Below are 19,115 nucleotides of genomic sequence, written 5' to 3'. Positions count from 1 at the left end.
CCAGCCTGATGTCAGCCGCACCACCTACATCGTCAGGGAAGGGCTCATCACCCGCTACTTTAGCTATGATGCTGCCAACCGCGTCAGCAAAGTCGCTGTCGCCAGCTATGACCAGCTAGGCAAAGCCTTGCCACAATACTTTGCGACCGTCGTCGATGAACGCATGTACGATGGTGCAGGCCGCACCCTCCAGCAAGGTATCAACAGCGGCATGGCAGCGGGATATCTGCAAGCCCTGCAAGATACCCAACGTGCAGCCTTCGCAGAAAAAGCCACCAAAGACCTCAAATACTACGATGCCAATGGCTTGCTCAAAAAAGAAATCCACAACAATGTCCAGGGGCAGACACAGCAGAGTATCAACTACAGTAATTATGATTCTGCAGGGAATCTGCGTGCCTATAGCAGTAGCGACAATGCTGGCAACTCCGTCAATGTCAGCTTCGATCTCACACTGGGTGAAGGTTATCTGCGTACGGCGTCACAATCGACCTTCAACAATGGTCAGTGGTCCAGCTTGAACCTGTGGAATAGCCAGCAAATCAGCTATGACGTCAATGGCAAGCAGACGCAGGTCACCAATGTCGACAGGACAGGATCGACCACCGTCACTTCCATCCAGCACCAGATCACCGATGCCCACGGTCAGGTCCTGCTCAGTGAGCAGGCCAACACTGCGACCAGCAACCTTATCGTCAATGGCCAAGTATTCAATAGCTGGACGGGGGCGAACCACAATAACTTTGCAGCCAATAATGGCAATGGAGCAGGGAAGGTGGATGTGTGGGTGGAGCCAACGCCTGCACCAGTCCAAGCTGCAGCAGCGCAGTCAGTGCAATCAGCACCACCAACCGCGGCTCTGTTTGCAGCACGTGCCATGTTTAATATGGCGGCGGTTGAAGATGAAAAAGAGCTTGCTGATGCTGCCGACGTCAGTGGAATGAGTCTGGCTGTGGAGGATGAAGCTGGGGGCGAAAGTGCAAGCTTTAGTCCAATGTCGTTCATGATGATGCGGGCGAGCTTGAATGCTACCGCCAGCGCCAATAGCACCTCAAGTGTTGAGGATCAAATAGGGGCTTTGCAGGTGCAATACGATACCGCGATAGGAGACTTGTCGTGGTCGCTCAATGAGCAGTTCCGCTTGCAATCATTGCACACGGCAGAAGGTGATGCACAGGCAGCGACATTGCAGACCCGTATCAATGATCTACGAGCCCAGATATCCGCAATATGGCAGAGAATGGAAAATCTGCGTAACCAGGGAACTGATCCAGGCGGTTCCAGCAATCCAGGTGGCAGCACTGTTCCAGGCATGCCACCCACATTGCCCGATCCCGTTGTTTCAACGGTAATGGGCACGTTGCAAGATGCATTGGCGTTCCGTTCTGGTACGCTCATGGGGGCAACAGTGCAGATACAGCAAATTACAGCAGCTAATCCACCCAATGCAAATGCATTGTTGAATGCTTGGCACACTTATGTTAATGGCTTACAAGCACAAATCACCAGCATACAAGCGCAGATACAGGTCTTGTTGGGGAATACGCCGCCGGTCACCCCCACAGATCCGGGTAATCCATCGAATCCGACAACACCCACGACACCAACCACACCGACTACGCCTACCTTACCGCAGCCACCGGCTTTGCCTCCGGCGGTTGATTCGAACGATTTGGGCATGTTGCAGGCTGAACTGAACTACCGTGTTGGTTTGCTGGCGCAAGCGACCATCAAGTTGCAGGAGTTGACGGCATCCAATCCATCGGCGACTGCAACGCTGACGGCATGGCAGACTTATATAATGAACTTGCAAGCGCAGATCAGTAGTACCAATACGAAGATTGCGGCAATAACAGGTACGCCAACAACACCAACAACGCCGCCGGTGATACCACCTGTTCAAAATGCACCTACGCCAGCTGAGGCACAACAAAATAGTGATTTCAAGAAGGCTACTGCTGCAATCAACGCAACGAGCACGCAGACAACGGGAAGCAATACCAGTAATTTGAATTTGGGAAATGTGAATGCCGCCCAGGCAAAAATTACTGCAGTGTCCACTTCGAATGCAGGTGAAGCACAAACCGTGGCGACAACCAGCGCCCCCACGCAAGCGGTAGATGCAAATGGCAAAACAGCGCAGCAGTTAGCCAAAGAAGCTTACGATGCGGATATGAAAGAGAGAAACCGTGGGCATGCATGGCTTATAGGCGCAGACCCCAAGGGCATGCGCGGATGGGATAGTGGAGGGTTTGGATTTGGTGGTAGTGGCGGTGGAAGTGGTGCAGGCAGCAGCTTGAACGATGAGTTTGGATTTGGCTTGCAGATAAGAGCATCTGAAGACAATAGCAATGGGGCCATGACTTACAGCGATTATGTTGATTATTTCAGTGCACTGCTGGGGAGTGCCACGTCGAATTTTAATGATCTGGCTACATCAGCGATCAGTGCGGGTGAAAGTTTGGTCAATACAGCAGCTACTACGATTGATCTAGCTAGCGTTCAGGCTGGTGACAGTTTGCTGTCTACAGCAGGACAATTGAATACTGCAGTGAGTACGGCGATTGATCTGGCGGGTGTTCAGGCTGGCGGCAATGACGATTTTTCGATCATTAATGGTGACCTCGGAATACTTAAAAAGGATCCATTAACTGGCGGACTCACTGTTTCAAAAACTGCTTTGGCAACAGCAATACAAGTGCCAATGCCAAATGGGACGATGGTGCTGGTACCTATGGTTGTTCCTGGTAGTGCGTCATCGAATGGTGGACTTAACTATAACAGTGGCATCTTTAAGATCAGTTTAGATACTTTAGCGGACGGAATCTCTATATTCCTTACTAATCCTATACGAATACTTGCTATGGTATTAGGTGTGGATACATTTACTAAAGACAATGTGATTGTTAATGATGGAGGGCTAAATGTTGGTGATAAGTCAACCGGTTTGAATGGAAATAATGGAGGACTAAATCCCGATGATAAGTCGACTGGCTTGAACGGAAATAATGGAGGACTAAATCCCGATGATAAGTCGACTGGCTTGAACGGAAATAATGGAGGACTAAATCCCGATGATAAGTCAACTGGCTTGAATGGAAATAATGGAGGACTAAACGCCGATGATAAGTCGAAGGGCGTGATACTGAGCAACGGGCAGAATGGAGGCAGCAAAAATCTTGCTAACGTCAATAGAGGGCGTGCTCCATATTCTGAATTAAATGGGTCAATAGCGGAATTAAAGGGATACCAACAAGCATTGGATCAAGGTAGAATTGGGATTATTCCACCAGGAAAAGTATCTGCGCCTGGGGTGGACTATGCAACATTTGACCCAAATTCTGGTGTGGTATATGTCACTGATGCCAAGTATCGAGGCCCAGATGGAAGTTACCCGACTTCAGTGTCAAGATCAAGTTTTGAAAAATGGATCCAGGAAGTTAGAACAGCAGTTGAAAGTTGGCCTGAGAGTTCTGAAAAGACTCGCATTTTAAATGCTATTGATAATGGTAACGTACAGCCAGAAATTTTTAAATGGCCAAAATAGGAAGAAATAATGGAATTAAATGAAGCCTTATGCCTGCGGCGATGGATGCCCTTGTCACAAATTGGTAAAACCGCCGAACCTGTTTTTCAGGGTTTTTTTAGACTGGGCGCAAATATTTATGCTAGAACTCAAGTCTATAATAAAAATCTTGAGTTGAATGACCCATTGGCTCCGTTTTTAACTGCAGTTTATTGGGCAACTTCCCTTGCGGCTTTAAAACGTGCGTTTTTAAATGATGAATCACCAGTCGATACTTTTGGAGTCATGCCCCCTAAAGAATTATTGATTGGAACTTCCGGGTTGTATTCTGAATTACTGGCGCAAATTCCTAAAAGCGGAAACAGAATTTATGAAAGAGCAGAATACTCAAATAAAGGGTTATTTCAATTCAAGGAGCTTAATATTGATGGCGTTAAGTATTTGTTTTTCAATAATAAAAATAATGTAAATGAATGTGTATCGATAATTGAGTTTTCGTTGATAACTTCGCAAAAATAGAGAGACGAGATCTTAAAAAATGAGCCAGGGCGTGACACGCCTAAGCATTCGTTGGCCTAGTATGACGTGTAGCAAAAGTTGGGGATAACACAAAGCCGGGGTCACCCATTAGCCCCCGGTAGTCAAGTAGTCGAATAAGATACTCGTAACACATCGCGATAAGATTAATTACGCCACCACATGATTGTTTCAAAACGCCGTCGTGCCTTTTGCTTCAACGTGTGGTTGCGTGAATCGCACCAGTCAACCATGTGGATCTAGCGAAATATTAACCTGGATTTCGCCCAAGTAGCACAGCTACTCCAGAAGCATCTCAGGAAAAGTCGGGGTCAAGTCTTACATTGCGACATTCCTGAACTGAACGCCGTGTTTGGTGGAAGCCAAACACGGCGGCTCCCCAAAAACCAACCCCGCTGGCATCAGTACCGCCAGCCTCAATCCGCGGCCTCATGATGCGGGCGGTACGGAAACATGTGCCGGATCGCTGGCTGAGCTTGTACATTGAACGCTGGCTGAAAGCGCCGGTCCAAATGCCAGATGGCAGGTTACAGGAACGCGCGAAAGGAACTATGTGGATGGTCCGCAGTGCTCGCAACATCCAGTTTGAGCGTTATGCGGACGACATCGTATGCCACTGTGCGACAAGGGCGCAAGCTGAGCGGTTCCTGCAAGCACTGAATCGGCGCATGCAAGCGTGCGGCCTGCTACTGCATCCGGAAAAGACCAAATCGGTGTACGGACGTGATACACGGCATTGGAACCCGCGCTTGCGGGGCTGGATCGAGTATTACGGAGCCATTCGGCGTTCATGTGCAAGTAGCGTTCTGAGGCACTTTGATTTACGCCTTGCGAAGTGGTTTGCCACCAAGCATAAGCGAGGACAAAGCGGAGCACTGCGACGCGGCTGGCTACGATTGACAGCGTTTCGTCAGCGTTGCACACACTTCTTCGCACACTGGGCATGGACTGCCCGATGTGCGGGTCAAACGAATGATCATGTTTCGGGACGAGCCGGATGATGGGAGACTATCAAGTCCGGTTCTGTGGGGGCGTGGCGGGGAGGTTCCACCGCGCTACCCGGCGTTAAATCAAATCCTTCTGCCGATCTGCAATCCTTGCACAAATTGGCGAAGGTTTTGGCTCGGCAAAGCGTCGATTTAATTATTTTTCATCGGTGCGAATAATTCACATTATTCGTTTGCTTAAAATATAAACAGATTTTTTCGCAAAAAAAACGGTTCTCTGAACACCACGATATGCTCAAATTCAAAAGTTCTTTTTGTTTTGCGAGAAGAAAGCGAAGGTTGCAAACAGTACGCTGCTAGCAAAGCATCTTAAGCACTAAAATACTGAACAGCTTATGGTTTGCATTGCGCACGCATTAATCGGTGATTTAAATTTCACTTACAATTGACGTAGCATCGGATATGCCACAATTTTTCCAAAAAAAATGATAATCTGGTTAATGTGATTCTCTCACTCAAAAGTCAATATGCCAACATAGAGAGGATTGCTTGATGTGCCTTACTATGACACAAATTGAATCGGCTCGGCACGCTCAACATATTCGATGCTTTTCTGTCCGAATGGGTGGCTAAGAATCCCATCTTTGAAATGCCCCATGAAAACTTGGGCGTTTTTCCGTGCGTCGGGGTGAGGCTTCCAGAAAAACCCACGAATTAACTTGAAAGGCTCTTTTCTACAATAGACGAACATTTCCAGTTGAGGTGTCAAGCCTGGATTCCAACCTTCGACGAGCAGAGTGTTAAGTTTAGCCCCATCGGGCTGTTGAACAAGAGCTTCTCGACACGATGCCCAACCTGTAGTCCCTATCGCGCTTTGTTCTCTTGCTTCACACGCCTTTTCAACAGCTTCGGCTTGGGTTTCAGCCGGATACGGTATGACGGTCGATTGTTTCTCCTGCCAATAAGCGACAAAAGGAACCATTAACTCCTTCGGTTCTAGATGGTGTTGTACGTGGACTGCATGGCTAAATGCATGCCCCATGTAGAAGGCAAGAAAATTTTCATTCACGATGACGGCCTAAAAGTTAAACAAGTTTTTGTGCTTTTTGTTCGGACAAGCAAAACGGCTTTTCTAGACGTAATGCTAATGGAATAGAAGTGCAACCAAACGTCGAAATTGCGTCTAATAGAGTGTAGTATCGCAAACGTTGCCAATTCTGGCAAGAAGCAAACAAGATAGCCGAATCCCCTATTGCTCTGTTTAGTGGTCAGTTAGACCACCTGCTGACCTACGACAAGAACGGCAATGCCGCCAGCGACACCGCCTGGGGCAAAGAACTGGTCGCCCAAATCCCCCTGGGCAGCAATGGCCAGCCCGATCCTAGCCGCAGCACCTACATCGTCCGTGAAGGCATGATCACCCGCTACTTCAGCTATGACGCCGCCAACCGCGTCAGCAAAATCGCTGTCGCCAGCTATGACCTGCAGGGTAACCGTCTGGCGCAGAGCCTAGCAACGGTGGTGGATGAACGACTGTACGATGGTGCAGGCCATCCCATCCAGCAAGGCATCAACAGCGGCATGGCAGTGGCTTATCTGCAGGCACTGCAAGATATTCAACTGGCCGCCTTCGCAGAAAAAGCCACCAAAGACCTCAAATTCTACGACGCCAATGGCCTCCTTAAAAAAGAAGTCCACAACAACGTCCAGGGGCAGACGCAGCAAGGTATCGACTACAGCAATTATGATGCTCAAGGGAATCTGCGTGCTTACAGCAGCAGCGACAATGCCGGCAACTCCGTCAATGTCAGCTTCGATCTCACCCTGGGTGAAGGCTATCTGCGTAATGCGTCACAATCGACCTTCAACAATGGTCAGTGGTCCAGCTTGAACCTGTGGAATAGTCAGGAAATCAGCTATGACGTCAATGGTAAACAGACGCAGGTCACCAATGTCGACAGGACAGGATCAACCACCGTCACTTCTATCCAGCACTAGATCACCGATGCCCACGACTAGGTCCTGCTGAGTGAGCAGGCCAACACTGCGTCCAGCAACCTCATCGTCAATGGCCAGGTATTCAATAGCTGGACAGGGGCAAACCACAATAACTTTGCAGCCAATAATGGCAATGGGACAGGGAAGACGGATACCTGGGCAGAGCCAGCCCCAGCCCCAGCAGCAGCATCAGCACCAACGCCAGCTGCAGCGCATGCAGCAGTATCGGCGCCAAGCACAGCGGCTTTTTTTGCGGCACGGGCCATGTACAATCTGGTCGATGATGCAAGCGAAGTCACCGATGAGCCGGCTATGGCTGACATGCATGACATGAATAAAATGCGTCTGGCTGTTGAGGGTGAAGCATTGGTGATGAGAGGGTCAGATGGCAAGTATTACCTTGACGTAACAGGTTCAAATTCGGCAGAGGTTCTGACTCCAGGTACGACGACAATTACCAGTGCCACTTCGCCGAGAAATGAAATAAATACAGGGGCATACGCTGATACAAGCTGGACTCGCTTACATGGAGGACTGCAAGTATTAGGTGGTATTGGCGGGGCGCTCGGAGCAGCTGCTTTAATGTTGACGGGTGCGGCATTAACACCTGAAACGGCTGGTGCGGGTTTGTTACTTTCTGGATACCGGATAGAATAAATCAGCACCCGCCATGGCGCAGGCATTGCCAGTTCTACCCTGGCAGAGTGGGTGGGCAAGATCGGCGTGGCCGTGCAGCCGCTGGCAGATCGGCTTGCTGAATTACTCAGGCAAAGACAAGCCTTGCATGCCGATGAGACACCGGTGCCGCAGCTTGATCCCGGCACAGGCAAGACCAAACGGGCTTATTTATGGGCTTACTGCAGCACTGCCTATGATGAAGGTCCACCTATCACGGTCTTTGATTTCCAGCCTGGCCGCAGTGGCAGCCATGTCCGGCACTTCCTCAGTGGCTGGCAAGGGTATCTCATGGTGGATGACTATGCGGGCTATAAAGCCTTGTTTGCCAATGGCATCACGGAACTGGCTTGCCTGGCACATGCCAGACGCAAATTCTTTGATTTGCATGCCGCTAACCAGCATCCGATAGCGGCAGAGGCCTTGGGCAAGATCGCAGAACTGTATGCCATTGAGAGTGCAGCTAAAGAGGAGACGATAGAACAAAGAGCTATCAGACGGCAAGAGCAGTCCAGACCAAGACTTGAGGTCATGCATGCCTGGTTGTTGCAACAGCGGCAGAAGACTGCTGATGTCGGAGAATGAAGGTGCCAAGTTCTGGCTATCCGTCCTGACAGAACTCAAGAACCGGGGCGTGCAGGATATCCTGATAGCCTGTGTCGATGGTTTGAAAGGCTTCCCTGATACTATCTACGGACCATCTTCGAGTATCCACCAGAGATACGCAGGGCCATTTATACGACCAATGCCATCGAATCACTTAACAGCGTCATTCGATCAGCCACCAAGCGCAGAAAATTGTTCCCCAATGATGCCTCGGCCATGAAAGTGGTGTACCTGGCGATGCAACAAGCAGCGAAGAAATGGACCATGCCTATACAACACTGGCGACAGGCACTCAATCGCTTTGATATAGAATTTGGTGAGCGCATCAACGCTCACCAATAGTTCTGGGAGAACTTACACAGTTATTTTTACAGGCTCGATCCAATCGATTTATTTCTACTGAAATTCTTTCTAAATTAAAGGGCGATCAACAGATTGCTGGCGCGATAACGGCATCGCCGGCATTTGGCGGAGCGATGGCTACAAGAGAAATTTAGGCGTGTGCGTGAGGAATTGGTTGTGGAGCATAACGACACAACCAATTCCTCACGCACTGAGACTACAACTAAAGCTAATTTAACTGCTCAGTATTCGCATAATTTATATTATGTTAAATATCTTTTGGAAAGTTGACTCAGGAAACACGTAATCCGAGGATGACAGAGGCCATAGTGTATAGGCCCAAACACAAGACTGCGCAAGCATTAAACACGTTGTGCAACTGTTCCCATCTTTCGCCTAATAATTGAATACCCATGGCGAGCTTCACTGAGAAAACTCTAAAAACTATCGAGTGGTGTATCGAAGCATGCTTACTTAATAGAGCGCATTGCTCCTCGGTGCCTAGCAGCAACGAAGAAAATAAAGGCAAGAAACAGTGAGGAAAAAACACCCTTGACATTCTCAGACTTGCCATCGACAAAAGTTTCGTAAGTGCAGAAGGCTGCAAATGCTAACGACGCCAAGCCACAGACCCGAAAAGCGAAAGGAGATAGAATGCCACCGCCCTGACGAACTCCTCTTCCAAAAAAAATTCGATATGCGATTGTTAGCCCGAAGATACCAACAAGTAGTGCGATTGTTGCAGTAGCAATAATTGCTAAAGTCGTTTCAGCTCTAACGATGCAGAGCCACACGCCCAAAGCTCCGATCGAAGCGAATGGGAACGAAAAAACCGCAAGCCCAATACCTGCCAATTGCTGCGACAGCCTAGAAGTTGATTGACCTTCCCACATATATGTATACCTAAGGTTTGAATTGTGGTGCGGCGCAGCCGTCCCCAAAAAATGGGAAATTATACTTCACCAACTGACTTGCCAAAGAAATTCTGCCATTCATTTTGGTGGAATCCCTTGGAATTTTGATGCACGCAATGTATTGCATCGCTCTTTTCAAAAGTGATGCCAGAGTACGTAAAGTTCCGTCGGACTTGCCTTGTTTGCGAACCATGTTGTTTGGCTGGGCCGGATGTTGAGGGCATTGTCAATAAGATATTCCACAGTCGCCTGACACGCATTAACTGTACTATACGGTCGTAGAGTGGATAAATAATGCCAAGTGTCCCCTACTCTATTCAGCGTCATCTCCTACGCTCATCCATCATTTTGACTGACTGTAAAAATCATTTGGACAGCCTATTCTCTTAGCTGGTCGTTATCAACAGCTTAGCGCTATTTAAGCCATCACCAAACAGGAGAAAGCCATGTCAGCAATCACTCATCAGGAGGCCATCAATTATTCGGCAGCAGGTGCTGCGCTGAATGAAAAGGATGATGATCTGCTCGATGAAGTAGAAGTTGAACATAATGGTGCCAAAGATATTATCAAACAATTGGGTGACACAAAACCTGATGACCCTATGTTTGACGCCAAGATCAAAGTCTTCAGCGAGCAAATTCGGTACCATGTGGATGAAGAAGAAAATGCGCTTTTCCCCAAGATCAATGAAACCGATCTCAACCCGGATGTTCTGGGCGATGAAATGACACAACCTAAAGAAGATTTGAAAGAACGATTGGGAGTCTGATTTTTTTGAGCTTTTGTTTAATTTGAGAAGCAACGTCAACATGCGGTTTTTTCAGGTATTCACCGGGACTTACAGGATGAAATTAAATGAGCCTGACAGGAGTGAATCAATATGGCTGATCTGGTTGTCAATCGCAAGGAAGGCCTGTATTGCGTGCCAGGTGATTTCTACATCGACCCCTGGCGCCCGGTACCGCGTGCCATCATCACCCATGCGCACTCCGACCATGCCAGGATAGGAAATGAACACTATCTGACCGCAGCGGCTGGCGTCGGCGTGATGAAATCGAGGCTGGGTGATATCAGCATAGAAGGGCTGGAATATGGCGAACAGCGCTTGCATAATGGCGTGACGATCTCCCTGCACCCTGCCGGACATGTGCTGGGTTCTGCCCAGGTCAGGATGGAATACAAGGGTGAAGTGTGGGTGGCCTCTGGCGACTACAAGGTAGAGGCTGACGGCACCTGCGCCCCTTTTGAATCCGTCGCGTGTCATACCTTCATTACCGAATCCACCTTTGGCTTGCCCATCTACCGCTGGCAGGCCCAGCAAAGTATTTTTGACGACATCAACCAGTGGTGGCGCAATAATGCCGCGCAGGGCAGGACCAGCGTGCTGCTCTCATACTCATTCGGCAAGGCACAACGTATTTTGCATGGGCTCGATGCCAGCATAGGTAGCATTATCTGCCATGGTGCAGTCGAACCACTGAACCATGCTTACCGCGAAGCGGGCATACGCTTGCCAGCAACAAAAATGGTCAGCGATGTCAGCGACAAAAACGAACTCAGACAGGCGATAGTCATCGCCCCGCCATCTGCTGGCAATTCGCCATGGATAAAACGCTTTGGCGATTTCAGCGATGCCTTTGCCAGCGGCTGGATGCAGTTGCGGGGCGCACGGCGCAGGCGTGGCGTGGACAGGGGTTTTGTGTTGTCTGACCATGCCGACTGGCCGGGCCTGATGCAGGCGATCAATGCGACGGGTGCATCTCGCATTATCGTCACCCACGGATCGATACCCGTCATGGTGCGTTATTTGCAGCAACAAGGCTTGCAGGCATCTGGCTTTGATACTGAATATGGAGATGAAGACGAAGCCTCAGCAGCAGTAACAATAGCAACAGCAGCCGTAGCAGAACCATCAACATCCGAAGAAGGCGATCATGCGTGAATTCGCCCAGCTCTACGCCCAACTGGATGAAACCACATCCACCAACCGCAAGCTCGATGCCTTGAAAACGTATTTCAGTCAGTCACCACCTGAGGATGCGGCATGGGCAGTGTATTTTCTGGCGGGCGGCAAACCACGCCAGGCAGTGCCCAGCAAACTGCTGCGGCAGTTTGCCATGGAATATGCCAACATCGAAGAATGGCTGTTTGAAGAATGCTATCAGGCGGTAGGCGACCTGTCGGAAACCATCGCCCATGTCTTGCCACCACCTGTACGGCAAGCCCATGTCGGCCTGGCAAACTGGATGCTGGAAAGGATCGCGCCTCTGCGTGGCGCAACACCAGAGGTGATACGAAGCGCCCTGTTTTCTTTTTGGGATGAACTGACGACACCTGAACGCTTTTTATTGGGCAAGCTGATAGGCGGCGGCTTTCGAGTCGGTGTATCAAAACTGCTGGTCACGCGCGCACTTGGCGATGTCGCCAAAGTCGATAACAAACTGATCGCACAAAGGCTCATGGGCTGGACAGATGGCCGCGTGGCTCCAACAGCAGACGGCTTCATGAAGTTGATCAGCCCTCAGTCAGATCAGGAACATAGCTTGCGTGGTGGTCAGCCCTATCCGTTTTTCCTGGCACATCAGCTATCCGCTGCGCCAGAATCCCTGGGCGACATCACTGGCTGGCAGGCAGAATGGAAATACGATGGCATACGTGCGCAACTGCTGCGCCGTGACAACCAGACTTATCTGTGGTCGCGTGGCGAAGACCTGATTACTGAACGTTTCCCGGAAATAGCCGCCGTGCCCCTGCCAAATGGTACCGCCATTGATGGCGAAATCCTGGTGTGGACTGAAGACCGCCCTGCCCCGTTTGCTGATTTACAAAAACGCATAGGCCGCAAGAGCCTCACTACAAAACTCTTGTCCGAGCTGCCAGCAGTGCTGGTGGCCTATGATTTGCTGGAACTGGAGCAGGCTGACTTGCGCCATCTGCCTCAACATGAACGACGCGCCCTGCTGGAAAAATTGGTCACCATCGTCAACCACCCCATGCTCAGGATTTCTCCCGTCTTGCAAAAACCGGATTGGCAATACCTGGCCCTGCTACGCCAGAACTCCCGTGCACTGGGTGTCGAGGGCATGATGCTCAAGGCTGTCAATGCCCAATATGGTGTGGGCCGCACCAAGGATGTGGGCACATGGTGGAAATGGAAGATCGACCCTTACTCTATCGATGCAGTACTGATCTACGCCCAGAGCGGCCATGGGCGTCGTGCATCGCTGTATACCGATTATACTTTTGCAGTGTGGGATGAAGATACCAGCGGCAAACGCCTACTCGTGCCTTTTGCCAAAGCCTATTCTGGCCTGACGGATGCAGAAATCGCCCAGGTTGATGCCGTGATCCGCAAGACCACCATAGAGAAATTTGGCCCGGTACGCAGCGTCAAACCCAGCATGGTGTTTGAAATCGGCTTTGAAGGTATCTCGCTTTCCACGCGGCACAAGGCTGGCATTGCAGTACGTTTCCCACGCATACTGCGGCGACGTGAAGACAAGCAGATAGAAGAAGCCAATACCCTGGATGACTTGAAAAATTTACTGGCTACTAGTAATGCGCATGAGCTTGGCAACTAAAGCAGTCAAAGACTGGTTTGCTGCAAAGGGGTGGAAAACTTTTCCCTTCCAGCGCGAAGTCTGGAAAGCGGCACAGGCCGGCCAGTCTGGCATCTTACATGCGAGTACCGGCTCAGGTAAAACCTATGCCGTCTGGTTCGCTGCGCTGCTGCGGGCCGTTGAAAAAAAGCCAAATAAAAGAAGCGCAGCAGGTCTCAGAGTATTGTGGATCACGCCCATGCGGGCGCTGGCAGCAGATACCTTGCGTGCCTTGCAAGAGCCCCTGACTGAGTTGCCAAATGAGTTGTTGCCACAATGGAGCATAGGCGCACGCACTGGCGATACCGGCTCTGCCGAGCGTGCGCGTCAGGCCAAGGCCTTGCCTGCGACCCTGATCACCACACCAGAAAGCCTGTCGCTGATGCTCAGCAAGAACGATGCCCAGGCCCAGTTTGCCCAACTTGACATGATCATCGTCGATGAGTGGCATGAACTGATGGGTAACAAGCGTGGCGTACAAACCCAACTGGCCATCGCCAGGCTGAAGGCATGGAATCCGCAATTGCTGGTTTGGGGTCTGTCGGCAACCCTAGGCAATCTGGAACAGGCACGCGATGCCTTGCTGGGTGTCGGCAATGGTTTGCTGGTACAGGGCCAGACCCAGAAGAGGATCAAGGTCGATACGCTGATACCGGCCAATCCTTCCCGCTTCCCCTGGGCCGGTCATCTGGGACTGCAAATGCTGCCAGCAGTCGTCGCAGAAATTGACAAACATCAAAGTACCCTGGTGTTTACCAATACTCGCTCACAGGCAGAAATCTGGTATCAGAACCTGCTGGAAGCGCGCCCCGACTGGGCAGGTGTCATCGCCCTGCATCATGGTTCGCTGGACAAGCAGGTGCGGGACTGGGTTGAGCAAGGCCTGAAAGCGGGACAATTAAAAGCCGTGGTATGTACCTCCAGCCTGGACCTGGGCGTGGATTTCTTGCCGGTGGAACGGGTACTGCAAATCGGCAGCGCACGCGGCGTCGCACGCCTCATGCAAAGAGCCGGGCGCAGTGGCCATGCGCCAGGACGCGTATCACGGGTGACCCTGGTGCCCACGCATACGCTGGAATTGCTCGAAGCTGCCAGCGCCAAGCAGGCCGTCGCCCTGCGCCAGATAGAAGCCCGCCAGGTACCTGGCAAGCCGCTGGACGTTCTGGTACAACATGTAGTGACGGTGGCACTGGGTGGCGGCTTTCGTTCACAAGACCTGTATGCAGAAGTCAGGGCGGCATATTCCTACCGCGATCTGACCTCGGATGAGTGGCAATGGGTGCTCGACTTTGTCGCCCGCGGTGGCCAGAGCCTGATTGCCTATCCTGAATACCATAAAGTGGTAGAAGGCGAAGATGGCATCTATCGCGTACCAGATTCCGCCATCGGCCGCAGGCACCGCATGGGTATAGGTACCATCGTTTCTGAAGCATCAATCAGCGTTAAACTCATCAGCGGCAGCCGTATAGGGACGATAGAAGAATCCTTTATTTCGCGCTTGAAAAAGGGCGATCACTTTTTGTTTGGTGGCCGCATACTGGAATTTATCCGCGTTTATGAAATGACAGCCTATGTCAAACGTGCAGTAGGTAAAAAGGGAACCATACCGCGCTGGCAAGGCGGTAAAATGCCTTTGTCTTCTGAACTGGCCCATGCAGCGCTGGAGCAGCTGCGTCTCGCCGCCAGGCAGGAATTTGATGGCCCTGAAATGAAAGCCCTGAAACCCTTGCTCGACATACAGCAACGCTGGTCTGCGCTGCCAACGCCAGAGATACTTTTGATAGAAACCATGCAAAGCCGCGAAGGCTTTCACCTGTTCATGTATCCGTTTGAAGGGCGCGCCGTGCATGCGGGCCTGGCTGCATTACTTGCCTACCGCATGGCAAAGCACCAGGCAAATACTTTTTCCATAGGCTTTAATGATTATGGCTTTGAGTTGCTGGCACCGCAGTCCACTGACTGGGCTTTATTGTTTAATGCAGGTTCAGGCAAAGAGACAGCCCTGTTCAGCACCGACATGCTTCTGGAAGATGTCTTGCTGAGCCTGAATGCTACTGAACTGTCGCAGCGACGCTTTCGCGAAATTGCCCGCATCGTCGGGCTGGTATTCCAGGGCTATCCTGGTCAGTCAAAATCTAATCGCCAGTTGCAGGCATCATCGAGTTTATTTTTTGAAGTATTTCGCAAACATGATGCTGACAATCTGTTGCTGACCCAGGCCCAGCGTGAAGTACTGGAACAGGAACTGGAACTGACACGCCTGCGCCAGACCTTGCAGCAACTACAGCAAAAACAAATTGTCTTGCGTGAAATCGCCAGACCCACGCCATTTTCCTTCCCGCTCATGGTGGAACTGTTCCGCGAAAAACTCAGTACCGAAAAACTCTCGGACCGCATCGCCCGCATGGTGCGTGAGCTTGAAAAGGCGGCGCAATCATGATGGCACTGGAACTTGAGGTGGCAGGTGAAATGCTCATGCTGTTGCCACAGAAAGCCATGTACTGGCCCAGCAATTCAACACTGATCATTGCTGACATTCACTTTGGCAAGGCAGCTACATTCCGCCGCCTGGGTGTACCCGTACCGCATGGGACGACAGCACAAAATCTTGAATTGCTGGATGAGCTGATGATGCTCTATCCGACCCAGCACATTATTTTTCTGGGAGACTTTTTGCATGCGCCTGATATTTCAGCAGCCACGCTACAAAGCCTGCTCAACTGGCGCACTAGCCATCCCGCACTTGAAATGACACTGGTACGTGGCAACCATGATGTGCGGGCAGGCGACCCACCGCAGGAATTAGGCATCCATATCGTCAATGAACCTTTCCGTAGTGGTCCATTCGCCTTTTGCCATTACCCTGACGTTGAAAGCGATGGTTATGTGCTGGCCGGTCATGTGCACCCTTCTTTTCGCTTATCAGGGCGACACGAGACTCTGCGCCTGCCTTGCTTTTTAATTGGTACCGGCCGGGCGATTCTCCCTTCCTTTGGTGCTTTCACTGGCAGTTACACCATCAAGCCAGATGCGGACGAACAGGTGTTTATTGTCGCCGGTGATAGTGTTATCAAAGCGGTCTAATTCAGGATGTGCAGTTTCAATTTCACCGAATGCGACGTCGTCATCCTGCTTCCGTTCGAGAGCGACAACTTGAGCTTCAGTCAGAACTTCACCTGTTTCAGCAACATGTTTCTCTAGCGCTGAGATCCGCATCTTAAACGATTCGAGATCGTGTCGCAGCCAGACTGACCGCACACCAGAGGGCGAAACAAACACTCCACGTCGACGTAGCTCATTGGAAACGCTAACCTGGTCAAATGCTGGCTGTTCAATTGCAAACGCCTTAACTGCATCTTTAACTGCGTCTTCAACGACATCATCAACACGATTGCGCAGATTTGGCTTCCTCCGGCTGGAATCGATCAGAGCTTCAACTCCACCGCTCTCAACGGCAGACTGATAACGGTAAAACGTGTCCCTTGAAAAACCCGTTACTTCAAATAACTTAGTTGACTGCCTTAAACACGTATGACAATTTTTCCATTTACCTGCCCGGACTCAAGTAAACAATGTGCGTCTTGAATGCGGTTAAACTCAAACACCTCTGCTGGCGATGCTTTGTACACACCTTGGGCCACCAGATCAACTATCTCTTGAAAAGGGATTTCATCCATGGGGAATTCGGTGCTTCCTGTCGCTAATGCGCTGGCAAAGACACTAAGGTGGCGTCCACTCGGTATTTGAAATACGGGCTGAAAGTCACTGATTGGTCCACTACCGCCAAGGAAGCCAGCCAGGCAAACTCGACCATTTTTGGAAACTGCTGTAAGAGAACCAAGCACTGTAGTATTCCCTATCAGATCAAGGACTGCGTCAATTTTGCCAGATCGATGCACATTCAAAGTTTCGTGTAGATCTGGTGCTTCTATCGCGACTTCTTTGGCACCAAGTGCTTTTAATCCAGCAATTCGCTCTGCATTGCGAGTTGTAGCAATGATGTTCACTCCAACATGTGCCGCTATATTGAGCGCTGCCTGGCCTAAAGCTGAGGTAGCGCCACGTATCAGCAAAGTTTGGCCAGGCCTGATCTCAAGATTGCCATACAGGCAACTCCACGCTGTCGCATATGACTCTGGAATCGCCGCCAATTGTTCCCATGCCAGATTGCTGTTGATCGCTGCCACATTGCTTGCTGACACAGTCACATATTCTGCGTAACTGCCATTGATACTACGTCCCATGCCGCCAACAATGGCAAAGACTTTTTGCCCAACTTGAAATTGCCCTGATGGATCTGCGCTAACGAGACCGACGCATTCAATTCCACTGATTTCTGCGACATCACCCCAACTACCCTTCCTGAAATAAATCTCTGCCTGATTAATACCAAATGCCTTTATTTCTATGAGTACCTGCCCTGCCTTCGCTACTGGCATTGGGCGCTCTTCTATTGCCAACACTTCTGGCCCACCATATTGTTTTATAACGATTGCTTTCATTTTGAGACTCCGCTGCTGTAGATGTGCAAGACTTTATCAGTGGAGTTAATTGATTTATACTTTCAAATTCCTAATGACATCATTCAATTACTCTAGTATGAATAATCTGACGCTCCACCAGTTGCGCTGTTTTGATGCGGTGGTCAATCATGGGAGTTTTCAGGCAGCAGCAGATCAATTATTCCGCTCTCAACCCACGGTCTTCGCGGCAATCAAGAGCCTGGAGACGCAAGTAGGTGTCAGCCTTCTGGATAGGAGCAGCTACAGAGTAAAGCTAACAGACGCAGGCCGTTCATTCTATGGCCACGCCCGTGTTCTGCTTCAGGAATATGAAAAACTGGAAGATCACATCACCCAGCTCTCCATGGGTGTGGAGGCTGAATTACATGTAGTGATAGGTGATTTAAGCCCACTGACAGAAACCCTGAGCCTGCTGCGTCGTTTTTTTGATGCTAGTCCCAGTACGAGACTCCACTTGCATTTCGAGGCTATTTCCGGTCCCTGGGAGCGTCTGAGGGATGGCAATGCAGATCTTATCTTTCATCATATTGATGCTAGCGATCCAGGCCTGGAATACATAGAATTACAAAATGTCCAGCTCATTCCTGTTGTTGCTCCCGGTTTTCTTTCTTTCCCGGTCAGCGATAATATTTTGCCAGAACAGATGCGAGACTATGTGCAGTGTGTCATCCGGGATTCAGCGACACACTCCAAGCCGCGCGATTATTATCTGATGGACGGTGCTCGCAGCTGGACAGTAAGCGATCAATTGATGAAGAAAGAAATTATTGTCCAGGGAATGGGTTGGGGGCATATGCCCGATTATTTGATTGAAGAAGACTTGCGTACACAAAAACTGTTGTCGATCAAAGGCCTGCATCTCAAAGGTGGGCAAGTTCGTCTCGTTGCGGCACGCAACCGCAACATCCCTCACGGACCTGTAGCACAAAAACTCTGGAGTTATATCCAGGATCAATGTCAGTAAGCTGCCTCGTCTTTGAATGTATGAACTTCTGGAAAATAAGAAAATACGAAGTATGTTTTTATATACCAAAAGCACTTCCCATTGATGAGTGAGCTACAGTTTATCGAAATTGGCTCAGAGACCGACCATGCCCAATTCCTTTTCTGTATAGCGCGCACCCTGAATTGCCTTTGCAGGAATGACGGCTGCGATATCTGCAAGCTCGGTTTGAGTCAGCACTATGTCCGTCGCAGCCAGGTTTTCTTCGAGATGTGCAAGACGACGGACGCCAGGAATGGGAATAATTGACTCATTCTGCGCAAGTAGCCAGGCGAGAGCGAGCTGTGCAGCAGTAGCACCACGCTTGCTTGCAAGACGCTCCAGTTCCAGGATGGGAATTGCCGGGTCCACCCGATGCTATAAGATGCGACGTTCTGCATGAGCTACTGAAAAAATTTCAGCAATATAAAATTAAATCATGCAAAAAAAATGGGCCGCAATGCG

At 50.2% G+C, this 19,115-nt stretch carries 15 protein-coding genes and 4 pseudogenes; 13 read left to right on the top strand and 6 right to left on the bottom strand.

Annotated features, from left to right (window positions below; translation table 11 throughout):
- From ACO0LF_RS04785 to ACO0LF_RS04775, 3 genes and pseudogenes are all read left to right on the top strand, one after another.
- Window positions 1-3,547 (top strand): annotated as a pseudogene (locus tag ACO0LF_RS04785) (hypothetical protein); the annotation flags it as partial.
- Window positions 3,548-3,556: 9 nt separating this feature from the next.
- Window positions 3,557-4,045 (top strand): hypothetical protein, encoded by a 489-nt coding sequence (locus ACO0LF_RS04780; protein ID WP_423012391.1) that lies wholly within the window; start codon window positions 3,557-3,559, stop codon window positions 4,043-4,045.
- A 449-nt stretch (window positions 4,046-4,494) separates the two neighbouring features.
- On the top strand, window positions 4,495-5,064 hold the full coding sequence (locus tag ACO0LF_RS04775) for a reverse transcriptase domain-containing protein (protein ID WP_423012389.1): 570 nt from the start codon (window positions 4,495-4,497) through the stop codon (window positions 5,062-5,064).
- 508 nt (window positions 5,065-5,572) lie between these two features.
- Here the strand turns inward: ACO0LF_RS04775 and ACO0LF_RS04770 are convergent.
- The gene (locus ACO0LF_RS04770; RefSeq protein ID WP_423012387.1) at window positions 5,573-6,079 is read right to left on the bottom strand and encodes a hypothetical protein; all 507 of its coding nucleotides are present in this window, start codon (window positions 6,077-6,079) and stop codon (window positions 5,573-5,575) included.
- Window positions 6,080-6,423: 344 nt separating this feature from the next.
- Between ACO0LF_RS04770 and ACO0LF_RS04765 the strand changes: the two genes are divergently transcribed.
- Window positions 6,424-7,008, top strand: a complete 585-nt coding sequence (locus tag ACO0LF_RS04765) for a hypothetical protein (RefSeq protein WP_423012385.1) — start codon at window positions 6,424-6,426, stop codon at window positions 7,006-7,008.
- Between the two features lie 17 nt (window positions 7,009-7,025).
- Here the strand turns inward: ACO0LF_RS04765 and ACO0LF_RS04760 are convergent, their stop codons facing one another.
- Window positions 7,026-7,274 (bottom strand): hypothetical protein, encoded by a 249-nt coding sequence (locus ACO0LF_RS04760; RefSeq protein ID WP_423012383.1) that lies wholly within the window; start codon window positions 7,272-7,274, stop codon window positions 7,026-7,028.
- Between ACO0LF_RS04760 and ACO0LF_RS04755 the strand changes: the two genes are divergently transcribed.
- The 3 genes and pseudogenes from ACO0LF_RS04755 to ACO0LF_RS04745 form a co-directional block, all read left to right on the top strand.
- Window positions 7,273-7,665 carry a hypothetical protein gene (locus ACO0LF_RS04755; RefSeq protein ID WP_423012381.1) on the top strand — a complete coding sequence of 131 codons (393 nt, stop codon included), beginning with the start codon at window positions 7,273-7,275 and terminating at the stop codon, window positions 7,663-7,665. The two genes, ACO0LF_RS04760 and ACO0LF_RS04755, sit on opposite strands and share 2 nt — an antisense overlap.
- Window positions 7,666-8,256: pseudogene (gene tnpC, locus ACO0LF_RS04750) on the top strand (IS66 family transposase); the annotation flags it as partial.
- A pseudogene (locus ACO0LF_RS04745) lies at window positions 8,255-8,631 on the top strand (transposase); the annotation flags it as partial. The pseudogenes tnpC and ACO0LF_RS04745, both read left to right, overlap by 2 nt.
- A gap of 470 nt (window positions 8,632-9,101) precedes the next feature.
- On the opposite strand, the gene ACO0LF_RS04740 reads toward ACO0LF_RS04745, so the two are convergent.
- Window positions 9,102-9,524 carry a hypothetical protein gene (locus ACO0LF_RS04740; RefSeq protein ID WP_423012379.1) on the bottom strand — a complete coding sequence of 141 codons (423 nt, stop codon included), beginning with the start codon at window positions 9,522-9,524 and terminating at the stop codon, window positions 9,102-9,104.
- A 467-nt stretch (window positions 9,525-9,991) separates the two neighbouring features.
- Between ACO0LF_RS04740 and ACO0LF_RS04735 the strand changes: the two genes are divergently transcribed.
- The 5 genes from ACO0LF_RS04735 to pdeM all read left to right on the top strand — a co-directional run bounded on the left by ACO0LF_RS04735 (window position 9,992) and on the right by pdeM (window position 16,229).
- A complete protein-coding gene (locus ACO0LF_RS04735; RefSeq protein ID WP_423012377.1) occupies window positions 9,992-10,315 on the top strand; it encodes a hemerythrin domain-containing protein in 324 nt (107 codons plus the stop codon).
- A 111-nt stretch (window positions 10,316-10,426) separates the two neighbouring features.
- A complete protein-coding gene (locus ACO0LF_RS04730) occupies window positions 10,427-11,488 on the top strand; it encodes a ligase-associated DNA damage response exonuclease (protein WP_423012375.1) in 1,062 nt (353 codons plus the stop codon).
- Window positions 11,481-13,127: an ATP-dependent DNA ligase gene (locus ACO0LF_RS04725; protein WP_423012373.1), complete on the top strand. Its 1,647-nt coding sequence runs from the start codon at window positions 11,481-11,483 to the stop codon at window positions 13,125-13,127. The genes ACO0LF_RS04730 and ACO0LF_RS04725 overlap by 8 nt, the downstream gene beginning before the upstream one ends.
- A complete protein-coding gene (locus ACO0LF_RS04720) occupies window positions 13,111-15,585 on the top strand; it encodes a ligase-associated DNA damage response DEXH box helicase (RefSeq protein ID WP_423012371.1) in 2,475 nt (824 codons plus the stop codon). Before ACO0LF_RS04725 ends, ACO0LF_RS04720 begins: the two co-directional genes overlap by 17 nt.
- The gene (gene pdeM / locus ACO0LF_RS04715) at window positions 15,582-16,229 is read left to right on the top strand and encodes a ligase-associated DNA damage response endonuclease PdeM (RefSeq protein ID WP_423012369.1); all 648 of its coding nucleotides are present in this window, start codon (window positions 15,582-15,584) and stop codon (window positions 16,227-16,229) included. The genes ACO0LF_RS04720 and pdeM overlap by 4 nt, the downstream gene beginning before the upstream one ends.
- Before the next feature lie 3 nt (window positions 16,230-16,232).
- On the opposite strand, the pseudogene ACO0LF_RS04710 reads toward pdeM, so the two are convergent.
- Window positions 16,233-16,646, bottom strand: a pseudogene (locus tag ACO0LF_RS04710) (helix-turn-helix domain-containing protein); the annotation flags it as partial.
- Window positions 16,647-16,666: 20 nt separating this feature from the next.
- Window positions 16,667-17,647: a zinc-binding dehydrogenase gene (locus ACO0LF_RS04705; RefSeq protein ID WP_423012367.1), complete on the bottom strand. Its 981-nt coding sequence runs from the start codon at window positions 17,645-17,647 to the stop codon at window positions 16,667-16,669.
- A 97-nt stretch (window positions 17,648-17,744) separates the two neighbouring features.
- On the opposite strand from ACO0LF_RS04705, the gene ACO0LF_RS04700 reads away from it, so the two are divergent.
- Window positions 17,745-18,632 carry a LysR family transcriptional regulator gene (locus ACO0LF_RS04700; RefSeq protein WP_423012365.1) on the top strand — a complete coding sequence of 296 codons (888 nt, stop codon included), beginning with the start codon at window positions 17,745-17,747 and terminating at the stop codon, window positions 18,630-18,632.
- 114 nt (window positions 18,633-18,746) lie between these two features.
- On the opposite strand, the gene ACO0LF_RS04695 is transcribed toward ACO0LF_RS04700, so the two are convergent.
- The gene (locus tag ACO0LF_RS04695; protein WP_423012363.1) at window positions 18,747-19,022 is read right to left on the bottom strand and encodes an aldo/keto reductase; all 276 of its coding nucleotides are present in this window, start codon (window positions 19,020-19,022) and stop codon (window positions 18,747-18,749) included.
- Between the last annotated feature and the right edge of the window lie 93 nt (window positions 19,023-19,115).

Origin of the sequence: Undibacterium sp. Di27W (assembly GCF_049340345.1) — a bacterium.
Lineage (GTDB): Bacteria > Pseudomonadota > Gammaproteobacteria > Burkholderiales > Burkholderiaceae_D > Undibacterium.
This window is presented reverse-complemented; position numbering and strand designations above follow the sequence as displayed.

Excerpts from the sequence above, each read along its gene's own strand:
- ACO0LF_RS04765 (WP_423012385.1), top strand. The coding sequence starts at position 6,424 with ATGATCACCCGCTACTTCAGCTATGACGCCGCCAACCGCGTCAGCAAA.
- ACO0LF_RS04730 (WP_423012375.1), top strand. The coding sequence starts at position 10,427 with ATGGCTGATCTGGTTGTCAATCGCAAGGAAGGCCTGTATTGCGTGCCA.
- ACO0LF_RS04705 (WP_423012367.1), bottom strand. The coding sequence starts at position 17,647 with ATGAAAGCAATCGTTATAAAACAATATGGTGGGCCAGAAGTGTTGGCA.
- ACO0LF_RS04760 (WP_423012383.1), bottom strand. The coding sequence starts at position 7,274 with ATGGCCCGTGCCGCAAAAAAAGCCGCTGTGCTTGGCGCCGATACTGCT.
- ACO0LF_RS04775 (WP_423012389.1), top strand. The coding sequence starts at position 4,495 with ATGATGCGGGCGGTACGGAAACATGTGCCGGATCGCTGGCTGAGCTTG.
- ACO0LF_RS04780 (WP_423012391.1), top strand. The coding sequence starts at position 3,557 with ATGGAATTAAATGAAGCCTTATGCCTGCGGCGATGGATGCCCTTGTCA.
- ACO0LF_RS04725 (WP_423012373.1), top strand. The coding sequence starts at position 11,481 with ATGCGTGAATTCGCCCAGCTCTACGCCCAACTGGATGAAACCACATCC.
- ACO0LF_RS04755 (WP_423012381.1), top strand. The coding sequence starts at position 7,273 with ATGTACAATCTGGTCGATGATGCAAGCGAAGTCACCGATGAGCCGGCT.
- pdeM (WP_423012369.1), top strand. The coding sequence starts at position 15,582 with ATGATGGCACTGGAACTTGAGGTGGCAGGTGAAATGCTCATGCTGTTG.
- ACO0LF_RS04740 (WP_423012379.1), bottom strand. The coding sequence starts at position 9,524 with ATGTGGGAAGGTCAATCAACTTCTAGGCTGTCGCAGCAATTGGCAGGT.
- ACO0LF_RS04735 (WP_423012377.1), top strand. The coding sequence starts at position 9,992 with ATGTCAGCAATCACTCATCAGGAGGCCATCAATTATTCGGCAGCAGGT.
- ACO0LF_RS04720 (WP_423012371.1), top strand. The coding sequence starts at position 13,111 with ATGAGCTTGGCAACTAAAGCAGTCAAAGACTGGTTTGCTGCAAAGGGG.
- ACO0LF_RS04700 (WP_423012365.1), top strand. The coding sequence starts at position 17,745 with ATGAATAATCTGACGCTCCACCAGTTGCGCTGTTTTGATGCGGTGGTC.